At 48.3% G+C, this 20144-nt stretch carries 16 protein-coding genes and 1 pseudogene; 9 read left to right on the forward strand and 8 right to left on the reverse strand.

Annotated features, from left to right (window positions below; genetic code table 11):
• Position 1: 1 nt before the first annotated feature.
• Positions 2–3064, forward strand: coding sequence for a type I restriction endonuclease subunit R (locus tag ACLD3P_RS16030; protein WP_000481469.1), 3063 nt, complete (start codon positions 2–4; stop codon positions 3062–3064).
• 75 nt (positions 3065–3139) lie between these two features.
• Here the strand turns inward: ACLD3P_RS16030 and ACLD3P_RS16035 are convergent.
• Positions 3140–4436: pseudogene (locus ACLD3P_RS16035) on the reverse strand (Fic family protein).
• A 122-nt stretch (positions 4437–4558) separates the two neighbouring features.
• On the opposite strand from ACLD3P_RS16035, the gene ACLD3P_RS16040 reads away from it, so the two are divergent.
• Both ACLD3P_RS16040 and ACLD3P_RS16045 read left to right on the forward strand, forming a co-directional pair.
• Positions 4559–4981, forward strand: coding sequence for a fosfomycin resistance glutathione transferase FosA7.2 (locus tag ACLD3P_RS16040; RefSeq protein ID WP_000941935.1), 423 nt, complete (start codon positions 4559–4561; stop codon positions 4979–4981).
• Positions 4982–5333: 352 nt separating this feature from the next.
• Positions 5334–6209, forward strand: coding sequence for a phosphorothioated DNA-binding restriction endonuclease (locus ACLD3P_RS16045; RefSeq protein ID WP_131046650.1), 876 nt, complete (start codon positions 5334–5336; stop codon positions 6207–6209).
• Positions 6210–6687: 478 nt separating this feature from the next.
• On the opposite strand, the gene ACLD3P_RS16050 is transcribed toward ACLD3P_RS16045, so the two are convergent.
• The 3 genes from ACLD3P_RS16050 to ACLD3P_RS16060 form a co-directional block, all read right to left on the reverse strand.
• Positions 6688–7404 (reverse strand): YebC/PmpR family DNA-binding transcriptional regulator, encoded by a 717-nt coding sequence (locus ACLD3P_RS16050; RefSeq protein ID WP_000532939.1) that lies wholly within the window; start codon positions 7402–7404, stop codon positions 6688–6690.
• Between the two features lie 559 nt (positions 7405–7963).
• Positions 7964–9595 (reverse strand): class I SAM-dependent methyltransferase, encoded by a 1632-nt coding sequence (locus tag ACLD3P_RS16055; RefSeq protein ID WP_131046649.1) that lies wholly within the window; start codon positions 9593–9595, stop codon positions 7964–7966.
• A 4-nt stretch (positions 9596–9599) separates the two neighbouring features.
• Entirely contained in the window at positions 9600–9857 is a 258-nt protein-coding gene (locus tag ACLD3P_RS16060; protein ID WP_001054380.1) for a YjhX family toxin, read from the reverse strand.
• Between the two features lie 487 nt (positions 9858–10344).
• Here ACLD3P_RS16060 and ACLD3P_RS16065 point away from each other — a divergent pair, with 487 nt between their 5' ends.
• The 3 genes from ACLD3P_RS16065 to ACLD3P_RS16075 all read left to right on the forward strand — a co-directional run bounded on the left by ACLD3P_RS16065 (position 10345) and on the right by ACLD3P_RS16075 (position 12890).
• Entirely contained in the window at positions 10345–10953 is a 609-nt protein-coding gene (locus tag ACLD3P_RS16065; RefSeq protein ID WP_001635352.1) for a DUF1062 domain-containing protein, read from the forward strand.
• Between the two features lie 359 nt (positions 10954–11312).
• Positions 11313–12224 carry an STM4504/CBY_0614 family protein gene (locus ACLD3P_RS16070; RefSeq protein WP_131046648.1) on the forward strand — a complete coding sequence of 304 codons (912 nt, stop codon included), beginning with the start codon at positions 11313–11315 and terminating at the stop codon, positions 12222–12224.
• 204 nt (positions 12225–12428) lie between these two features.
• The gene (locus ACLD3P_RS16075) at positions 12429–12890 is read left to right on the forward strand and encodes a DUF302 domain-containing protein (RefSeq protein WP_001654330.1); all 462 of its coding nucleotides are present in this window, start codon (positions 12429–12431) and stop codon (positions 12888–12890) included.
• A gap of 16 nt (positions 12891–12906) precedes the next feature.
• On the opposite strand, the gene ACLD3P_RS16080 is transcribed toward ACLD3P_RS16075, so the two are convergent.
• On the reverse strand, positions 12907–13572 hold the full coding sequence (locus ACLD3P_RS16080) for a dienelactone hydrolase family protein (protein ID WP_131046647.1): 666 nt from the start codon (positions 13570–13572) through the stop codon (positions 12907–12909).
• Between the two features lie 357 nt (positions 13573–13929).
• Here ACLD3P_RS16080 and uxuR point away from each other — a divergent pair, with 357 nt between their 5' ends.
• A complete protein-coding gene (gene uxuR, locus ACLD3P_RS16085; RefSeq protein ID WP_000841654.1) occupies positions 13930–14703 on the forward strand; it encodes a Uxu operon transcriptional regulator in 774 nt (257 codons plus the stop codon).
• Here the strand turns inward: uxuR and trpS are convergent, their stop codons facing one another.
• On the reverse strand, positions 14704–15717 hold the full coding sequence (gene trpS, locus ACLD3P_RS16090) for a tryptophan--tRNA ligase (RefSeq protein WP_023214700.1): 1014 nt from the start codon (positions 15715–15717) through the stop codon (positions 14704–14706).
• Between the two features lie 717 nt (positions 15718–16434).
• On the opposite strand from trpS, the gene ACLD3P_RS16095 reads away from it, so the two are divergent.
• Both ACLD3P_RS16095 and ACLD3P_RS16100 read left to right on the forward strand, forming a co-directional pair.
• On the forward strand, positions 16435–16965 hold the full coding sequence (locus tag ACLD3P_RS16095; RefSeq protein ID WP_000907671.1) for an Hcp family type VI secretion system effector: 531 nt from the start codon (positions 16435–16437) through the stop codon (positions 16963–16965).
• A gap of 238 nt (positions 16966–17203) precedes the next feature.
• Positions 17204–17938 (forward strand): aspartate/glutamate racemase family protein, encoded by a 735-nt coding sequence (locus tag ACLD3P_RS16100; protein ID WP_076728047.1) that lies wholly within the window; start codon positions 17204–17206, stop codon positions 17936–17938.
• A 5-nt stretch (positions 17939–17943) separates the two neighbouring features.
• Here the strand turns inward: ACLD3P_RS16100 and hypT are convergent, their stop codons facing one another.
• Both hypT and iadA read right to left on the reverse strand, forming a co-directional pair.
• On the reverse strand, positions 17944–18852 hold the full coding sequence (gene hypT, locus ACLD3P_RS16105; protein ID WP_000383509.1) for a hypochlorite stress DNA-binding transcriptional regulator HypT: 909 nt from the start codon (positions 18850–18852) through the stop codon (positions 17944–17946).
• A 118-nt stretch (positions 18853–18970) separates the two neighbouring features.
• On the reverse strand, positions 18971–20143 hold the full coding sequence (iadA, locus tag ACLD3P_RS16110; RefSeq protein WP_079961576.1) for a beta-aspartyl-peptidase: 1173 nt from the start codon (positions 20141–20143) through the stop codon (positions 18971–18973).
• Position 20144 lies beyond the last annotated feature (1 nt).

The following is a 20144-nucleotide window of genomic DNA, read 5'->3' on the forward strand; positions in this document are numbered from 1 at the left end:
TATGTTTAACGAACAAACCGTCACAGAAAATGGAATTATCGATCGCTTAAAAGGGTTGAGTGGGGTCAAGTGGTCTTACTGCCACGGTGAAAAACTGCCTAAAAAAGCGCAGGATATCTTCGTTGATGAGTGGCTAAAAGACGCGCTTTGTTCGTTAAACCCTGATATCGGCAGACAGCCTGACTATGCCGATGAGGTCATTTACAAACTTCGGGGAGTGGTTTTAGAAGCCAGACATACCGGTTTAGTAAAGGCCAATGAAAACTTCCAGGAATGGTTGATGGCAGACAAAACCTTGCCCTTTGGCGAAAATGGCGACCATATCACCATCAATCTGATTGATTTTGAGAACATAGAGAACAACCATTTCGTGGTGGCACAGCAGGTTCACTATATCGCGGCCACTGAAGTCTATTTTGATATTGTCCTTTATGTGAACGGTATACCACTAGTTGTAGGCGAAGTTAAAACCGCAACACGTCCTAGCGTAACCTGGCAAGACGGTGCCGCCGACTTTATGGGCGGCAAAAAGTACTACTGGAAAAATGTTGAATCTTTCTTTGTACCTAACTTGCTGTGTTTTGCCAGCGAAGGTAAAACCTTTGCCTATGGTGCCATTAATGCCCGAGTTAAAGATTGGGGACCATGGCATAATACTGAGCTTCGTGATGAGATTCTGCCGGGCCTGGCATCGGTACTCAACAGCTGCGAGGGTTTATTAAATCCGCAGACCTTATTGCAACTACTGGAATCTTTTGCATTATTTTCAACCGTCAAAACAGGCAAAAATACTCCACCTAAACGCGTTAAAATCCTGCCGCGTTATCCGCAATTTGAAGCAGCAAAACAAATCGTTGAGCGTGTTCGCAGAGGTTATCCAAAAAAAGGTCTGATTTGGCATTTCCAGGGATCGGGTAAATCCTTGTTGATGCTTTACGCCGCTAAAATGCTGCGTGCCGATAATGCGTTAAAAAACCCGACGGTACTTATCGTTGTGGACCGGCGAGATCTGGACAGCCAAATTAATGAAACTTTTGGTGGGGCCGACGTTAAGAATCTGATTAAAGTGCAAAGCTGCAAAAAGTTGGGTGAATACATTGAGCAAGACAGCCGTGGCATTTTAATCACCACCATCTTTAAATTTAAAGATATCGAAATTGACGATAGCAACCCTAATGGCCTGAACAACCGTGACAACATCATTGTGTTGGTTGATGAAGCCCACCGTACCCAGGAAGGTGGGTTAGGTGAGAAAATGCGTTGGGCGTTGCCTAATGCGCACTTCTATGGCCTGACTGGCACACCGATTTCTGGCATTGATCGTAATACATTCAAGTTGTTCGGTGCTGAAGAAGATCCTGGTCGCTATATGAGCCGCTATAGCTATAAGCAGTCGATCCGTGACGGAGCGACTAACCCAGTGAAGTTCGAACCTCGGTTGGCTGAACTCCGAGTGGATCGTGATGCTATCAACGAAGAGTTCGAGCAACTGGCCACCGAAAACAACCTGGATGAAGAAGAAAAAGCAGCATTGTCCAGACGCGCTGGCAAGCTGGCTATTATGCTGAAATCCCCCAGACGCATGGCTGCGGTGAGTAATGATATTGTTGAGCATTTTACCAGCCATGTTATGCCGAAAAAGATGAAAGGCATGGTTGTGGTATACGATCGTGAAGCCTGTGTGCAGATGTATTATTTGCTCGGTGAAAAGCTCGGTTTTGATGCGGTTGAAGTGGTTATGAACGTTGACCAGGCTCCGGTTAAAGTTGAAGAGGGTGGCAAAAAAGATAAGCTTAATAAGGACTGGCTCAAATGGCATGACGAATTGGAGCTACCTATTAAACAAGCCGATTTCGAACGCTGGCAGCACATTGATGCGGAAGAGCAAGTGCAAAAGGATCTGATTGAATGCTTTAAAGATCCTGTGCATCCGTTACAGCTTATCATCGTTACCGCCAAGCTGCTTACGGGCTTTGATGCGCCAATTTGCTATTGCATGTACCTCGATAAGCCTCTACGCGATCATACTCTTCTTCAGGCCATGTGCCGAACCAACCGGTTGTACGAAACCGATGATGTGCGCAAGGACATGGGATTAATTGTCGACTACCTCGGCGTTTTCGAAAATCTGCGTACTGCTCTGGCCTATAACCCTGAAGAAATTGAAGGGGTTGTAGAGGGGATCGAGGCATTTAAAGAGCTATTGCCGTTACAACTGAATAAATGTCTGGCCTTCTTCCCTGGTATAGATCGTTCTATAGAAGGTTTTGAAGGCATTATGGCTGCGCAGGAATGCCTGCCAACCAACGAGAAACGCGATGAATTCGCTGCCAGCTTTGGTGTGTTATCCAAGTTATGGTCAGCTATCAACCCAGATCCTTTTTTGACTCCTTATCGTCAGGACTATAAATGGCTAGCGCAAATTTATGAATCGGTGCGTCCGGTGGGGCAGACAGGTGCGCTTGTTTGGGCAGCCCTTGGCCCCGAAACAATTAAGATGATCCATGAGCATACTGATATCAATCGTATTCGCGATGATATTGACGAGTTGATCATGGATGAGCACGCAATTTTTACCCTGACGGTTAAAGAACAGGAACAACGCGCAAAACGCCTGGAGATTGATCTTATGGGGCGTTTACGCGGTAGCCATGATCCTAAATTTGTGGCATTGGGTGAGCGTCTGGAAAAACTGCGTCAGGACTATGAAGCTGGTGTTATCAAGGCCATCGACTGGTTGAAAGGCCTGTTGGATGCTGCGAAAGATACCGTACAAGCCGAGCGCGAAACGGGCGAGCGCCCAGTAACTGAAGCTGATAATAAACAGGCTTTGACCAAACTTTTCCTCGAAACACGCCCAGAAACTACCCCTAAGTTAATCGGCGACGTTGTTGAGCAAATCGATAAAATCGTCAAAGCAACTCGCTTTGATGGCTGGCAAAGTTCCCACAGCGGTCCACGCGAAATTCAAAAGGCGCTTTTGCTCACTCTGGCTCAATTTGGATTAGGTAAAGATAAAGAGTTATTCCAGAAGGCTTACGGGTATATCGAGGAGCATTACTGATTTTTTCTTAATGTCGTGGCCATTGTATTTGAAGGTCGGGAGGAGGTTATTTCCTCCCGATATCCTTCCAGTATATTAGCTAAGATCCCGAGATACTTTAAAAACCGTTTTCTGGTCGTTTTCTGATATCTCGGTTAAGAGATTTTCACGCGCCAGGGTACGGAGGTCATTACGCGCTGTGTTATCCGATACGCCCAGTGCCTCCGCTACACCTGCTGCGGAATATTTCTTACCAGGCTCCGCCAAAATGATATTGAGTAGTGTGACTTGTCTTCCGCTCAGCCGCGATAAACTCCCAGATTTATACAAAAAATGGTCAATTCGGGCCGCGCGGGCAACCAGGTCGTCTACATACTGTAAGAGTCTTGTCATAGCCCGATGGATAATACTGGCCTGATATTCAAGGTAGTACGTCAGATCCATATCATCGGTTTCAGTGTACTGGTAGCTGTGGGCATATTTGGCCGGGGCGGCATGTAGTAACTGGCTGATCGAGATATATTTAAACACGTCGTATTCTGATTTCAGCATGTACCAGTAAAATAGCCCACGGCTTGTACGCTCGTTACCGTCTCTGAAAGGGGGCTCGTGAGCGATCATGAAGTGAAGAACGCAGGCTTTTACCAAGGAGTGAACGTAGGATCCTGTGTCATTTACGAAGTCACACACCATTTGCAGACGCACCTGCAGGTCGGTGGCGGCTGGCGGTTGATGAACAATGTTACCGTCATAATCTGCAATCACCACATCATCGGTGTCGCGGAATTCTCCAGGACGGTATTTTTCGTCATTTATTCCACCCATTCCAACCGCATGGAAACGGCGGATTAAGTCTGGTGTTAATGGTTCCTGGAGCAGATCTGGTATTTCGGCCATCAACCGCGCATTACCAGCGATCATGTGTTCATCTTCGGTACGGGGGGCTCTGCTACTTTCAAACATGTCGCGCGCGACAAGCGTAGTTGTGTTAGCGCCTTCCAGCTGTGATGAGGTGATGGGCTCTTCCATGCTTAGTGCTGTTAACTCTTTCCCTGCCCCTGAGTCTGGCGGTGAGTTCTTTGAGCGTCAGCCTTGTGGCGTGCTTGTCCACCTGTTCACACACTGACATGATGTTAGGTGTAAGGACAAAGCCAGCCTGATCGCCTGTTTCGTTGCGATAATGGATCCGTTGCATAGCTGAGTCACGCGCGCGCCGCGTAAGCGTCCAGGCGATAGAGACATTTTCTCCGCTGGACGTACGGCGGCAGAATTCGTCAAACGGAAGATAGCGGCCTTTATCGTCCGTCACGCGGCTGTAGTGTTGGTTGAGTTTCAGATCCACTCCGTTAAGTTGGGACAATGCAATAAGTACCGGTGATCTTTTGATTGACATGTTGCTATCTCAAAATTTGATGAATTTGAGTTATACAGACCGCCACTTAAAACTATCTCAATTTTCCTTTTTTTTGAGATAGAACGTTCCCTGTGAAGACATGATAATTTATAGGTATCCCTATGCTTCAATCTCTGAACCACTTAACGCTTGCTGTCAGTAATTTGCAAACTAGCCTGACCTTCTGGCGCGATTTGCTGGGGTTGCAGCTACATGCTGAGTGGGATACTGGCGCTTACCTTACCTGTGGCGACCTTTGGGTCTGCCTTTCTTACGACGTATCCCGTAACTACGTGGCCCCGCAGGAAAGTGACTACACCCACTACGCATTCAGCATTGCGCCAGAAGATTTTGAGCCGTTCTCGTGTAAGCTGAAACAGGCGGGAGTGACGGTCTGGAAAGACAATAAAAGCGAAGGGCAATCTTTCTATTTTCTTGATCCGGATGGCCACAAGCTGGAGCTGCATGTGGGAGATTTAGCATCCCGACTGACGCAGTGCCGGGAGAAGCCTTACTCTGGAATGCGTTTCGGGCCTGGAAAATAATCACGCAACTTTGTGATCTTCCACGCAGTATTCAATTTTATGTCCCATTTTGGGGGCAAATCCCCAAACTAAAACCTCACAACCCATTAATTTTCAATAGATTAAATGAAAAGGCGAGTCCGGCCTTCGCACCAGGAGCATGTAAATGGACCTCAACTGAGATCTTTTTTATGTCTAAAATCCAGAAGTTACCTACCTTTCTCGGTTGAGCGCTGTGTTTTTTCCGTTGTTATCAGCATGCTAACCGTCAGGACAGAGCCGATAGACAAAAAGTATGTCTGCAATAATGTCTTGAATGTACATATAGTTGCGAGCATCATCGCAACTATGTGCTCATGAATTCTTCAATGTAATGACCTCTGACAAAACCCTAAAGCAAGCGATATCAAATATTACTATTTGGCGCAAAGGCGAACAGCGAGCGCCGCATAAGCCGTTATTGCTGTTATATGTCCTCTCGCACTATCGGCAGAGTCACGATCGTCTATTTGATTATGGTTCTGAAATTCATGAGCAATTGCTGGATTTGCTGGAGCGCTATGGGCCACAGCGCCGTGAACAGCACCCGGATATGCCGTTCTGGCGTCTGAAGGGCGATGGTTTCTGGGAATTGCAAAACACGGAATTCTGCTCAACCAGCGGTAGCCGCCAGCCACCTAAACGTGAACTCATTGAATATAATGTTGCTGGTGGGTTTGATGTCGACAATTTCGCGCTGGTAACAAAAAAACGTAAGCTAATCGACGCGCTGGCGCAGCAGATCCTTGAGGCGCATTTTCCGACCAGTATTCAGGAAGACATCGCTGACGAGATGGGTTTTGATATTCGCACCTCTTTCCGTCAACGCGATCCGAAGTTTCGCCAGGCGGTGCTACGAGCTTACAATTATCAATGTGCGGTCTGCGGCTTCAATATGCGCCACGACAACGCCCCTATAGCCCTTGAAGCAGCCCATATCAGATGGAAGCAGCATCATGGTCCTTGTGAAGTACCTAATGGCCTGGCGTTGTGCGCAATTCATCATAAAGCGTTCGATCGTGGTTCGATTGGTCTGGATGAAAATATGCGCGTGGTGGTTTCCGACGCGGTGAATGGTGGCGGGGTGGTACAGCGGCTGTTCTGGGATTTTGCGGGGAAAGAGATCGCGTTGCCGCAGATGAAAGAAAATTATCCGGGTGAACGGTTTGTGGAATGGCACAAGAGGGAGGTGTTCAGAGGAGGGCATTGATCTGGGGGAGTATTTTGAGTGGGGTATACGCTATCTGTAAAAAATAGCTCCACATCAAAGGCATCAAAGTAATCGGCCACGGTTCTCGCACTATGGTCTGTAGCGCGCTGGTGGAGTCACACCTGTAGTCAAGCGACGCGTAGAGCGCCAGATGAGCCATCATGAGCACAAGCAGAATTTATAAGGGCAGTGCCTTAAAGAGCACAGGGAGATTGTAAGTCGCCCGATATTGCTGGCTTTTGCTTAGCTTGCTGACGGGATTAGTTGTATGAAGCATGAAAATTACCTCATGTTTTATATGAGGATTCGACACTATATCAAAACCGGTAACTCTCAATCTTTCAAAGCTATGTGTCAGATCAGGTCGTGATAAGACACATAAATTTAAAAATCTATATATCTGGCCAGATAGACTTTTTTATAACAGCTTTATAAATTAAACAAATCTGCCATAGAGACAGATTTGTTTAATTTATAATTAGAGGTTTGCAACGTTATGATATACTTTTTGCACATCATCATCATCTTCAAGGGCATCAACAAGTCCTTCAAAGATTTCTAAATCTTCTGGTGAAAGTTCAACTTCTGATTGAGCAATCATTTCTAATTCTGTTGTTGAAAATTCAGTAATTCCAGCGGCTTTTAGCGCTGCGATTCCTTTATGCAGGTCTGTAGCTTCAGTATAAATAACGATGTTTCCTTCTTCTTCGGTTACATCACGAACATCAACTTCAGCATCAAGCAAAATTTCAAAAATATGGTCAGGGTCTGTTCCTTTAAATACAATCACTCCAGTATTGTCAAACATATAGCTGACAGCACCTGCCGCTCCGATATTCCCGCCTTTTTTATTGAAAATTGTGCGGATATTAGCAATCGTACGGTTAACATTAGACGTCAACGTTTCAGCGATAACCATTGAACCATTTGGTCCAAAGCCTTCATAACGCCCTTGCACGAACGTTTCATCTCCGCCACCTTTGGCTTTATCAATGGCTTTATCAATAACATGTTTTGGAACCTGTGCTTGTTTCGCACGTTCAATAACGAATTTTAAAGCTGAGTTTGATTCCGGATCTGGTTCACCTTGTTTAGCCGCAGCATAGATTTCTACACCAAATTTTGCATATACTTTAGACGTTGCACCGTCTTTAGCCGTTTTTTTAGCAACAATATTTGCCCATTTACGTCCCACTGGAAACATCTCCTCAAAAAATTATTTACATTAATGGCAGGTTAATAACCTACATGTTTTTCTACCGCATTATATCATAATATATAAATTCTCGTCTATGAGAAATAAAAACATCCGGCTTTTACGGGGGATTACTTTGATTTTAACAATAGCTAATATGGTGGATAAGTCATTTTCTAATTTTCTTCTGGTTCTTTTTTTATTCTTAATAATTGAATTGCAGCAATAACGTCTTATTGATGGTGGTTTCGCTCATCAGGTGAGGTGGAACGCTTGCACGTCTTGCGACATATTGTGGCAGAAACTTAATGGCGAAATTAAGAGCCTATCCCATTAGGGCTATTTTACTTGCCATTTTGGACCTGGGCAGTGCTCAAAATCCTCACGTACTACGTGTACGCTCCGGTTTTTGCGCGCTGTCCGTGTCCAAACTGGCTGCGCCAATAACGCCTACTGGGATAGTCTCTAAGACGATATATTCCCGCCTTGAGCCGCGTTAATTTGTTGAATACTTTTAAATGGAGGTATACCTCTTGTAGGCTATACCTCCTGCTTTACGTTATCGCGCGATTAACGCAAATACGCCCCAGCCAAAGTATTCTCGCGTCCAGGTGACGTGACGTTTGGGGGCTACCGTCAGTTCTGTTCGAACCTCTTGCGCAAACTCATCGTCAGGGTTTTCCTCCAGCCAGCGGCGCATGGTCATCCACTTCGCGGCTTCATATCTGTCCCAGCCTTGCGGGTCCGCCAGCACCATTTCCACTACGTCATAGCCGAGTTGGTCGAAAAAGGCGACCAGCTCGGGCAGGGGGCGAAAATCGGCGACGGATGAGACGCCACAGGCGTGGGCGATCTCTTCCGTTGCGGGGATCTGACGCCAGTACGGTTCGCCGATGAGAATGATCCCGCCAGGTTTGAGGCTTTTGGCCAGCAGATCTATTGTCCCCGCGACACCGCCCGCAATCCAGGTGGCGCCTACGCAGGCCGCCACGTCATATTTTTCCTCGTCGATATAACCGGCCGCGTCGTTATGAATAAAATGTACGTATTCACTGACGCCGAGCTCTTCTGCTCGTTGTTTTGCCTGTGTGGTGAAGAGCGGGCTTATGTCAATGCCAGTACCTGTAACACCGTAATCGCGAGCCCAGGTGCAGAGCATCTCACCCGAACCGCTACCGAGATCGAGAATCCGCGTGCCAGGCTTCATGCGTAACGCATGGCCCAGTGTGGCATACTTTTCCGCTGTAAACGGATTATGGATACGGTGTTCGCTTTCGCTAATGGTAAAAATACGTGGGATATCCATTGGGTTATTCCTTTTACTAAGGGCAATACCCTCAGAAGTGGTTGCTTTTTCAGCCAGCAGCGCAAACAGCTTGCCTGCAAAAGTCTCGCCGACCGGCCAGGTGTGACTGTCCGGGCGCTGCAACACAGTGAATCCAGCATCACCAAGCAGGTTGATATATTCATCATCGCGCCAGGCCTTCATTTGACTGCCGAAACGGGTGGTACAGCCGTTTTCCGCTATCGCCCAGAACTGCGTTGAGCTGGTTTGGGCCTCTTCATCCCAGGCATTTTCCGTTAACAGCAGATGGGGCACGGCAAGAAACAGGCCGTGCGGACAACGCTGCCAGCCTGGCTGCGCCATGCCCTGGCGTTTAACTTCATCGAAGGTATGCACTTCAACAAGAAGTTTGCCGTCCGGTTTCAACCACTGCGCGCAACAACTGATGAGGCTTTGCGCATCAGCAGCGCTAAAGACATTCAGTTCCCCAAACGTCATCATAATGAAATCAAAAGGTTCCGTGGGGTGGTACGTACGAATATCCTGCTGAATGTAGTCAATATTCAGGTTTGCGGCTTGCGCCTGCTGGCGAGCCCATGTGATGGATGCCGGAGAGAAATCTACGCCTGTGCAGTGAAACCCACGCTCCGCTAACAGGCGGGTATAAAAACCGGGTCCACAGCCGAGATCCAGAATGCGGGCGCCAGCGGGTAACTGACGGGTAATCCATGTTACCTGTTGCTCAATCACGGTTAGCCGGCGGCTGGCCCAGTCGTGGTCCTGCGACAGATGATTTTCCAGCATACGTTGACTGAAGGCTGGCTCGTCCCAGGGGATTTTGCCTTCATCGGGTAATAGCCGAATGCGATGCGTTGCAAAAATAACGGCGCTGATATCCATCATCATCTCCTTAGCGATTGTCAGGCTGGGCGCGAACGTTGTTCAGCCCGGTTGTATTAATGCGGTAGGGCTGACCATTAACGGATTTGATCAGCTTTTTGGTTTTGAGTTTTTTGAATACAGCGAGCGTGCAATCGGCGAGCAACAGCCCTTCGCGGCTATAGCATTCAACGGCGGTGACGCGGCCTGACGCATCGCGGATGTGCGTAATGCGTCCGCCTTTGGCGAGAACGTGTAAGGTACGTTGTTCCTGACGGGATAAATTCATACTGAAGAACCTGTTTAATCATCATAGGCAAAACGTGCAAACACACTGCGGTGTCCGCATTCGATTTCGGCGCATTGATAATCAGTCCGGCCTGAAAAGGTCGGGGAACTGATTATCAGATGATGACATTCTCCAGCATCAAAGCCTCGGGTTGAGTTGAAAGGTATTTACGTCGTGAATGATAACACCTGATTTCTGTAAGTGAATAACCGGGAGTGAAAAGTGTGATCTCAAAGGGAGGATCATGCGTTTAGCAAGTCAGTTGAATAGATCCCGCCGCTACCATAATGAATATTGATTAAACTCATATACCCGATAATGGCCGCTTTGATAATCTCGGCGTATCTTTTTAGCCATTGACAGGGTTGTTGCGTTGGAAATCTTTTTTTAATCCACTGAAAAATATCACTTAAATATTTTTCATACACAAACATTTATGGTCCGCTGAGTTCGGATCCGGTTTTGTATGGGTTAAAAAAGGTACGTTATGAAAGTCATATGGACTGTCACTCCTGTGGGGTATCAGCGCATAGCGAAACGTTGCCCTTCATGCAGCGTAAAACGGGACTTCACGCCTTCTGGGGCATTTCGGGTTAATTCGCAAAAGAAGGTACTCGATGTCTGGAGTATCTATAAATGCACGCACTGCGATTACACCTGGAATATCTCCCTGTTCTCGCGCCTGCCAGTCAGCAAAATTAACCGCGATCTTTATTGTCGACTGATGGCGAATGATGCTGCCACGGTGCAATATTTTGCTTATGACAGCGCGATCCTGAAGCGAAACAATGCTGAATTATCGGGGCAGCCTGATTTTCACATTCAGGAACGGTGGCTGGTCAGTATCGCCCCCCACAAGCAGGTCAGTGTTAGCGTCAGGATTTCCCGTTCTTTTCAGGTCAGCCTGCTGTCGATTTTGAAGAAGCAACTCCTGTTAAGCGCAGCCGAAATCAAGAGACGGATTGAAACAGGACAAATAAGTGGCGTCACGATGAAAATGCTTAAATCGCGAAAACTGAAGAATGCGAAATATGATTTGCAGCTCTCTGTTGAAACACTGTATGACCGGCGAAGGATTGTTCTGACCCGTCGATAAAAATAATAAGCTCACCTTACGTTTAAGTGTGCTGGTATGGCAACGACGTAACGGAATGAAAGAAGGATTAAGGGACAGGTGAGCTTTAGTTGAATAACCCTTGTCTGTGGCATTCAGTGAAGGCTGAATGCCATGGATAATCCAGATTTTCGCACCAGTGATGATCAGCAGAATGACAAAGGGCGATGGGTTACAGGGTTACAATTATCTGTAGAGTAAATAAATATTCACGCAACACCATTAAAAAATAAGAAAAAATGTCTCACTGTTGAGCTGATATTAATACCCGAACCACTGAATTAGAGTAATGTGGCGCTATTCATAGCGTAATTTTTTCTGTTGCGGTTACAGGGGGAGGAATGCACACCTTTAGACCATACTCACTAAGGCATAGCGATCTGTTATATGAAGATATTCCGTTAGAAATACGCGAGCAAATAATCTTATTGATTATCAATACGCTAGGAAGTTGCTCCTCTTTTTATGATATGACATTATACTGCTATCATAATAGTCATTCTGACGAAGTGTATCGAAGAATATGTAAAACGCTGCGCAAAGAGTATGGCTTATTCACCTTATATGCGCATTCGACGTCATATCTGGATGAAATGAGTAATCTGTTATTAAAAACAGATGATAAAAGAAAGCATATTGATACCATTGAGCTTGCTTTTAACTATATAGATACCTACCTTCGGACCTATGAAGTTACGCTTGGGTTAGAACCGGATAAGGCGATTAGTAAATTAAATAATATATTTCATGAGCATAGTTTAAAATATCGATATGAAAATGGTAAAATTGTAAGGTTGCGCAGAATAAAACGACTTAAAAATATATGTTATTATTTATACTCCCCTGGAGAGTATGGCTTTGTCGAATATGATCTTATGGAAGCGTATAATCGCCTGATGCTTAATGATTTTGCCTGTGTCGTAAGAGAATGTTATACAGTTTTCAGAAGCGTTCTTATCAGAATTCATGAGAGAAAAAGTATCGTATATCATGAACAAGATAGTTTAAATACACTAATGGCTAATCTGATGGCGAGAGGCATTATATCTGCTGAATATGTACATAAATTTCATTTTTTAAGTGACGTGCTGGAGTCAGAAATATTTCTGCCAATGGCGCCAGAAAAATCGCATCATCACTACGCAATGATGCTCCGTATCTCTGAAGAGTTGGCCTGTAGTATCTATTATCTTACTGAGCGGAGTATATTTTTTCTTACCCAGCGGGCTGAAGAAGATGGTGTCGCGCCATAATAATAATCGCGCTGTCGCTCAGTCAGACTGCATCATCTTCATTTAAATTTGTTCAGGCGTCGGAATTTTTTGTTCTGCCGTCTGCTTTTTTAGTGATGAGCTGTTCAGTGCAATAATAAGGGGTACAGTATGATGACTGATTTTTAAACTGCATATCATCTGTGCCGCATTTACTCATGGGTATTGGGTCAGGGAGAGAGAAGAATGAGTACTATTTTAAAGCCTTTTTTATTGGCGGTAACCCTGATGTTAATCTTAATAAGGCCTGGCTTTGCAACGGAGGATGGAGCGATAACCATGGTTAAAACCTACAGCGCTTATGACTATTTGCAGACCCGAGCGCGGTTGATGCACGCTGTCGCCGATCACGGTCTGGTGTTATTTGGGGAATTTGACCATGCCAGAGCGGCACAGAATGTTAACCTGAAAATGCCGCCGACAACGGTTCTGGTCTTTGGCAATCCTAAAGGCGGAACGCCTCTCATGCTGGCGCATCCCGAACTGGCGCTGGATTTACCATTTCGGGTGCTCATTAGCCAGCAAGCCGATGGGCGAACGTTGGTCAGTTATCATCCCGCCGAAACGCTGCAACGTTATGGTCTTGATGCCGCAGACATACAGGCTTTGAAAAAACTGGAACAGCTCGTTGAAAAAAGTCTCCACTAAAGCTGAAAATCAGGCTTCAATCGGGCGATGTGTTTGCACAAGTGATGTCGCGAATAAATGCGCTCACATCGTCCATTACCTGATGCGATAAGGCGGCATCGAAGGTGGCGCTATCAGCATCACAGAACCCGTGCCGCGCATCGTACATTTTACACTGCACCCGGGGACGCTTTTCCAGCGTCTGTCGCATGGCGAGGGGATCAAACGCCGGCTCATAGCGCGCGATAATAACCAGTGCCGGACAGAGAGGCGCAAGATGAAGGTACTGGCGTATACGGGAACCGTAATAGCAAATGACGCCATCGCATAACCCACTGGCTGCACTTAGCCATGCGAGCGTTGCGCCGACACTATATCCTACGACGATTAACGTCTCATACTGCGTTCTGAGCTCGTGGAGTAATGTGGTAACGACGGCGGGATCAAAGCCGACATTTGCTGAAAAGTGACGGTAAGCCTCCTCCTGCTGTTCATAGCGAAAGGGGGTATGGTGAGGAAACAGCGCGGGAATATAGATGTCGAATCCGCGCGTCATCCATTCATGGCCTGCGCGTTGGATATGAGCGTTAATACCATAAATTTCATGCAGAATAATCGCTGCCCGGCGATGGCGGCTCGACAAACTGGAGGCGTTGCTTCCCCCGGATACGCCTGGGGCGAAAAACACGGTGTCTTTTATCATAACGCGTTCTTGATACAAAGAGAGCGGCTGGATTTTCGCCGATCACGCTATGTCAGAGGCATTGTTCCTGTCAATGTACAGACACATTTTATGGCCTGATTTTTGGTTGATAAATTTCATATTGGTAAACCAATATGGTGTTTATATTCAGGCATCAGGGCTAAAGATGGAACATCAGTTGTGTATTGTCTACTGCCTTTCCTTTTATCTGGTTATCTGGCTTCACTAGCGAAACGGGGCGCATTATTGTTTTGTTGGTTGACCAGTTTCGCGTTTTTGGTGTGCTACGCGTGCTATCCCTCTTTACAAATGCTATAGTCTGATACCGGGAAATCGCATCGGACGGGCACGACCAATATGAAATCAAACACTTCTCAGCAAAGACCTTACCAGGAAGTGGGCGCAATGATACGGGATCTGATTGTTCAGACGCCGTACCGCCCCGGGGAGCGCTTGCCGCCGGAAAGAGAGATCGCTGAGAGGCTCAATGTGACGCGTACCGTCGTGCGTGAAGCGCTGATCATGCTGGAAATTAAAGGTCTGGTTGAAGTCCGCCGCGGCGCCGGGATCTACGTGCTCGACAGCGCGGATAATAACGAGATGGAAGGCGCTGACGTCAATCACTGTAATGACGCCGGGCCGTTTGAACTGTTACAGGCGCGTCAGTTGCTGGAAAGCAATATCGCTGAATTTGCCGCTCTGCAGGCCACCCGCGAAGACATCATTAAAATGCGCCAGGCGTTACAACTGGAAGAGCGAGAGCTCGCCTCCAGCGCGCCGGGCGGCTCAGAAAGCGGCGATATGCAGTTTCATCTGGCCATTGCCGAAGCGACCCATAACAGTATGTTGGTAGAGCTCTTCCGCCAGTCCTGGCAATGGCGTGAAAATAATCCGATGTGGCTCCAGCTTCATAGCCATCTGGGCGATACGCTTTACCGTAAGGAGTGGCTGGTTGATCATAAGCAGATCCTCGCAGCGTTAATTAAGAAAGACGCCCGCGCAGCGAAGCTGGCGATGTGGCAGCACCTGGAAAATGTGAAGCAGCGTCTGCTGGAGTTTTCCAATGTTGATGACATCTACTTTGATGGCTATCTGTTTGAGTCATGGCCGCTGGACAACGTTGATGCCTGATTATACCTGGAATAGCGTGGGCAGACCCAGTCCACGTTTTACTTCCTGTAGCGTCTTTTGAGTGACCTCATGCGCCCGCTCGCTACCTTTTTTCAGCAATTCCATTAGCATTCCCTTATCCGCAATAAAGGTTGCCCGCCGTTCGCGTATTGGCGCGATCAGTTCTTGCAGGCAGGTCTCCAGCTCATTTTTACAGACACGATCGCCTAATCCGCCTTGTTGATAATGTACTTTCATCGCCGCGACTTTGGCTTTATCCGGATGGAACGCATCCAGCCACGTAAAGACGACGTTACCTTCTATTTTTCCCGGATCGCTAATTTTTAAATGATTGGGATCGGTGTACATCGCGCTGACCGCACGGTGGATGGTCTCTTCGCTGGCGGAAAGAAGCAGGGTATTGCCGAGCGATTTCGACATCTTGGCGCTGCCGTCAATGCCTGGCAGACGGCCCGTATCGCTCAGGAGCGCCTGACAGGGGCGCAATACCGGCGAGGAGAAAAGACTATTCATCTTATGAACGATCTCATTCGTTTGCTCAATCATGGGCAATTGGTCGTCGCCAACCGGTACCATTTCGGCCTTAAAAGCGGTGATATCTGCCGCCTGGCTAATGGGATACGCCATGAACCCGACCGGCAGGGAACGGGTAAAGCCTTTTTGGGCAATCTCATTTTTTACCGTAGGATTACGCTCCACTCGGGCGACGGTAACGATATTCATATACAGCACCGTTAATTCGGCGAGGGCAGGTAACGCGGATTGCAGGCAGATCGTCGTCAGCTTGGGATCGATGCCGACGGCCAGATAGTCAGCTAACACTTGCGGAATATTATCGCGGATTTTTTGCGGATTACTGCCGTTATCGGTGAGTCCCTGCAGGTCGGCAATCAGGACATACTGTTGGTGATCCTGCTGTAGCGCGACGCGCTGGCGCAGTGAACCGACATAATGGCCGAGGTGCAACGAGCCGGTGGGGCGATCGCCAGTCAGAATGATGGGAAGGGTGTTCATTAAGGACTCCTTTATGCTTACTGTAAAGCCGAAAGACGTCCCGAAACACAGTAGCCGCCTTTCGGCGGCTACTTAAAGAGGGATAGTGATCCGTGCCGCCTTCAGGAAGGCAGCCACCAGCGGAGATGACGTTGCGTAGCGTTGGATCGTTTCGTGTTCATGTGATCTAACGTATCACGACTAAACGTAAGGGTAAAGCGGCTGGCGTGTCGTCCGGGCATAAAGTCATATCGCCTGAACAGAGAACATGTTACTGACTTTGAAACGCGATTTTATAATTTGCTGCCCAAAAATACGTGGCGCTGAAAGGCGCATTTTTGATGCAAATCATTTATTACTGTGATAACACTGTGCGCGATAAAAACATTAAATATATTCACATAGTAAATATGTTCTATTGGAATGGTTGTTTTCGATATGACAAAAGTCTAAAAAACCCATTGATGTGAAAAGGAATAAGAATTGTCTATATTCCGATTCTGTGTAATTAAGTAATTTCTCGGATAAAAATAAGAAATGATATTGATATTTCTTTTTTGATATGGTTCTTATAGCGGCTATGGTTATTCAGGAAACGATGCTTGAATGCCAGGCGTAATAGATTTCAGGTCAGTAGCGCTATTGTAAAATGGATTGTTGATGGCAGAAGGTATTTAGCAAGAATCCAGTTATAGCAGATTGTCGGTATTTAATCTGGTATACAGAGACACCAACGAAATGGCTGGAAAATGGAACGTTCTTTCATTGTTGGCGTTCCGTCCTTGTCAGCCTGCTTTGCCGCATGATAATCACGGAGGGGGGATGGACGCCATCTATTTAAAACTGGACGGTATTGAAGGCGAAAGCCGGATCAAAGGTTTTGAAAACCAAATAAAACTTATTGCTTACAACCACAACCCGACGAAACGGGAGTCCGGCGAAGCGAGAGGGACATATATTGGAGGATTGACGCTGACAAAGCCTGTCGATCTTGCTACGCCTGGCCTCTATGAGCACTATTGTAACGGGAAAACGGTGAAAGAAGGCGTGCTGACATTATGCCGTCGTGATAAGGGCGCAATGCTGCCATTTATTATTTATACGCTCACCAATGTGCGGATTTCACGCATGAGCAATCATGGCGACGCCGAAGGCAGCGCCACGGAGACCGTGGATTTGGTTTATAGCCATATTCGCTGGGATATTCCCGCATTAGCGTCGAAAAGCAAAACACGGCGGCCCCTTCACCGACAGGCGCTGTGGCGATGAGGATAAAACAAGCGTGCGGACTCGCAGTGGGCAATGCGGTGTAGCGAAATGGCATTTAGCGGCTTGCGAAGGTCGATGAGCGCTCATGTAACCAATCGATTGCCAGAAAAGGCGATAACGCGTGGCCCTTACACCCGTTATGATTTTTACGCATAGCCGCTAATAAAACGGCATTTTTTATATACACATCAAGTTGATAGTGTGTTTCTGACCTTGACGTAAATAAGCGGGAAAAGCGATGAAACACACCATTGGGATACTGGGGGGGATGGGACCTGCGGCAACGGCGGATATGTTGGAAAAATTTGTTGAATTACGACATGCCAGTTGTGATCAACAACATATCCCGCTCATTGTCAGCTCTATTCCTGATATTCCCGATCGTACAGCATGTCTGTTATCCGGCGGGCCTTCGCCATACCGTTATCTGGAGCGTTATCTGCATATGCTGGAAGACGCCGGGGCGGAGTGTATCGTTATCCCATGCAACACTGCGCATTATTGGTTTGATGATTTACAGAACGTCGCGAAAGCGCGAATGATCAGCATTCTGGACGCTACCCTGGGGGATATTCCGCCATCGGCGCGGCACGTTGGTCTGCTGGCGACCAATGCGACGCTGGCGACCGGGTTATATCAAAAGAAAGCTCTGGCGCGGGGGCTGACGTTAATTCAGCCAGAAGACGCGGGGCAGGCGTTGGTAATGCAGGCTATTTATGCGCTTAAACGTGGCGATAAAACTGCGGCGCAAGCGCTGCTGCTGCCGCAAATCGATAGCCTTATTGCCCGTGGCGCGCAGGCAATTATTATGGGGTGTACCGAAATTCCGCTTATTGTGGCCGGACATGAACGCGCGATAGCGTGCCCGATGATCGATTCCACAGCGTCGCTGGTGCGCGCGGCGATTCGTTGGTATGAGTCCTGGCCAGACACCCGCGCCTCTTTGACCGGGGAACAACGCCTTACCGCCTGATGTGTTTACAGCGCGGCCTGAAGCCCACGCAGGTCGCGCCAAAATGTTTCGGCTACCTGACTCATGCGGGTATTCATGCGATAAGCATAAGCCTGGATCGGGATAACCAGTTCGTCGGCATCAAGCACGATCAGGCGCCCGTCAGTAATCTCCTGACGGATAGCATACTCGGGCAACCAGGCGATTCCGCAGCCGTCCATCGCAACCTGTTTTAACAATTCGCTCATCGAAGAGACGAAAAATGTACTGAAACTCAGTTCAGCATGGCGAGTCAGGGTACGATTTATCAGCCGGCCCATATAGGAGTTCTGACTGTAATTAAGCAGGGGAAAGTGCGGCTGCTCAAGCGTATAGCGCGGCTCGCCCCGGCCATTGTTAGCGCAAACCGGAAACAGTCTCGACTCAAACAGGCGGATATTATCAAACGGCGCTTGTTGCAGGTTTTCATCGTGATAAGAAAAGATAAAATCGCTTTGCCCCTCACGTAACATATCCACCGCCTGGTCGACATCTATCGCCTCAACGGCGTAGGTAAACTGCGTCGGCATCTGCTTAACGATGGTCGGCAACAGGCCGAGGGAGAGCGAGTGGGCGGCGGCAATCTTGATTTTACGCAGCGTATAATCGCTGCCGCCGCGCAGTTCGGTCAGATTACTTTCCAGCTGCTGTAACAGGTGGCGAACCTGGGAGTGAAAGATTTTACCCTGTTCGGAAAGCTGTAGCGGCGAGACCTGTCGGTTAAATAGTTCAACGCCCACGGCATGTTCCAGGGCGCGAATCCGCCGGCTAAAAGCGGGTTGCGATACGTTGCGGATAATGGCGGCCTGAGAGAAATTGCGGCACTTTTCCAGCGTCAGAAAATCATATAGCCATTTTGTCTCAATATTGTGCAAACCTGCTCCAGTTACATCCATTTACCGTTATCCTGTCAGCCGCCCGAAGAGGCATTCTACGTCCATTCGGGCGGCTGACAACCGCTTATCCCGTCCTCTTTCAGAATGCCGTGATGGGGCATCCTGAAACTAGCGGGAATTACGCCGGTTCAAAGGTACCTTTTACGCAGGCTTTCCCCTCATTGACCATGCGTTTGCCGCGCGCATACACCTGCTCAATGCGTAAATCTGCGCTAAAGACGAGCAGATCCGCATCGTTACCGGGACGGATTTCGCCTTTGTCGTCCAGACTGAGGAAGGCGGCTACGCTGGTCGTCAGCGGGCGCAGAGCATCGGTCAGGCTGAATCCGTAGTGGTTAACCAGCGTCTGCAACGTCTCCAGCAAACTTTCGAAGCCCGCGACGCCGATGCCCGTCAGATTTCCGGCAGCGTCAAATAGCGGCTGGCTGCCGTTACCGTCTGAACTGAGCGTCACCCGGGAAAGCGGGACGCCGGCTTTTACCGCTCTGGCAATGCCCTCCGCCGGCGCGACGGGATCCGGGATACTGGTGGTAATGTCGATTACGCCGCCTTTAAGCGCAAACGCCAGCGCCTGCTCGAAAAGCGATTCGCTACGGTTGACGTGGGTAGGCAACAGTTTACCGATCGGCACGTCGCTGTTTTCCAGGATGTCATATAGCGGCTGTAACCCTTTTTTGCTGCTGCCCATATGAAAAACGCTGACACCGGGTTTGCCGCCCAGCAGGCCGCCAACGCGTGATTCGGCGGCCATGCTGGCGAGTTGATTCCCGCCGGGCGCGGCGGAACGGTGGTCGGAGACTGCGCATTTCACGCCAATGACGCGATCGATCAGCGCGACGTCTTTTTCTACCGAGCCAGTAATGGTCGGCGACGGAACGTGATAAGCGCCCGTGAGCATCCAGGCGGTGATCCCCTCCTCATTTAGCGCTCGCGTTTTGGCTAACAGCGACGCGGGATGACGGCTGACGGAGTCGGTGCCAAGCAGACCGACGACCGTTGTTATCCCGGCTTCCGTCAGGCGGCTCAGGGAGACTTCCGGCGTCCGCGTCGTCGGCCCCGCTTCGCCGCCGCCGCCGATCAGATGAACGTGTTGGTCGATAAAGCCCGGGCACAGCATACGACCGCTAAGATTAATCACCGTACAGTCCGGTACGATATCGCCGGGGATGTCAGCGCCGACGGCAATAATTTTGCCATTCGCGAGTAGAACATCGCAGATGCCCCGGTCTTCTGGCGCAAACAGGTGCGCACCCTGTAATAAGGTAAACTCCGCGGCGGATAAATCAGGCATG

The organism is Salmonella sp. 741265073_HBA (genome assembly GCF_046569105.1).
GTDB lineage: Bacteria > Pseudomonadota > Gammaproteobacteria > Enterobacterales > Enterobacteriaceae > Salmonella > Salmonella enterica.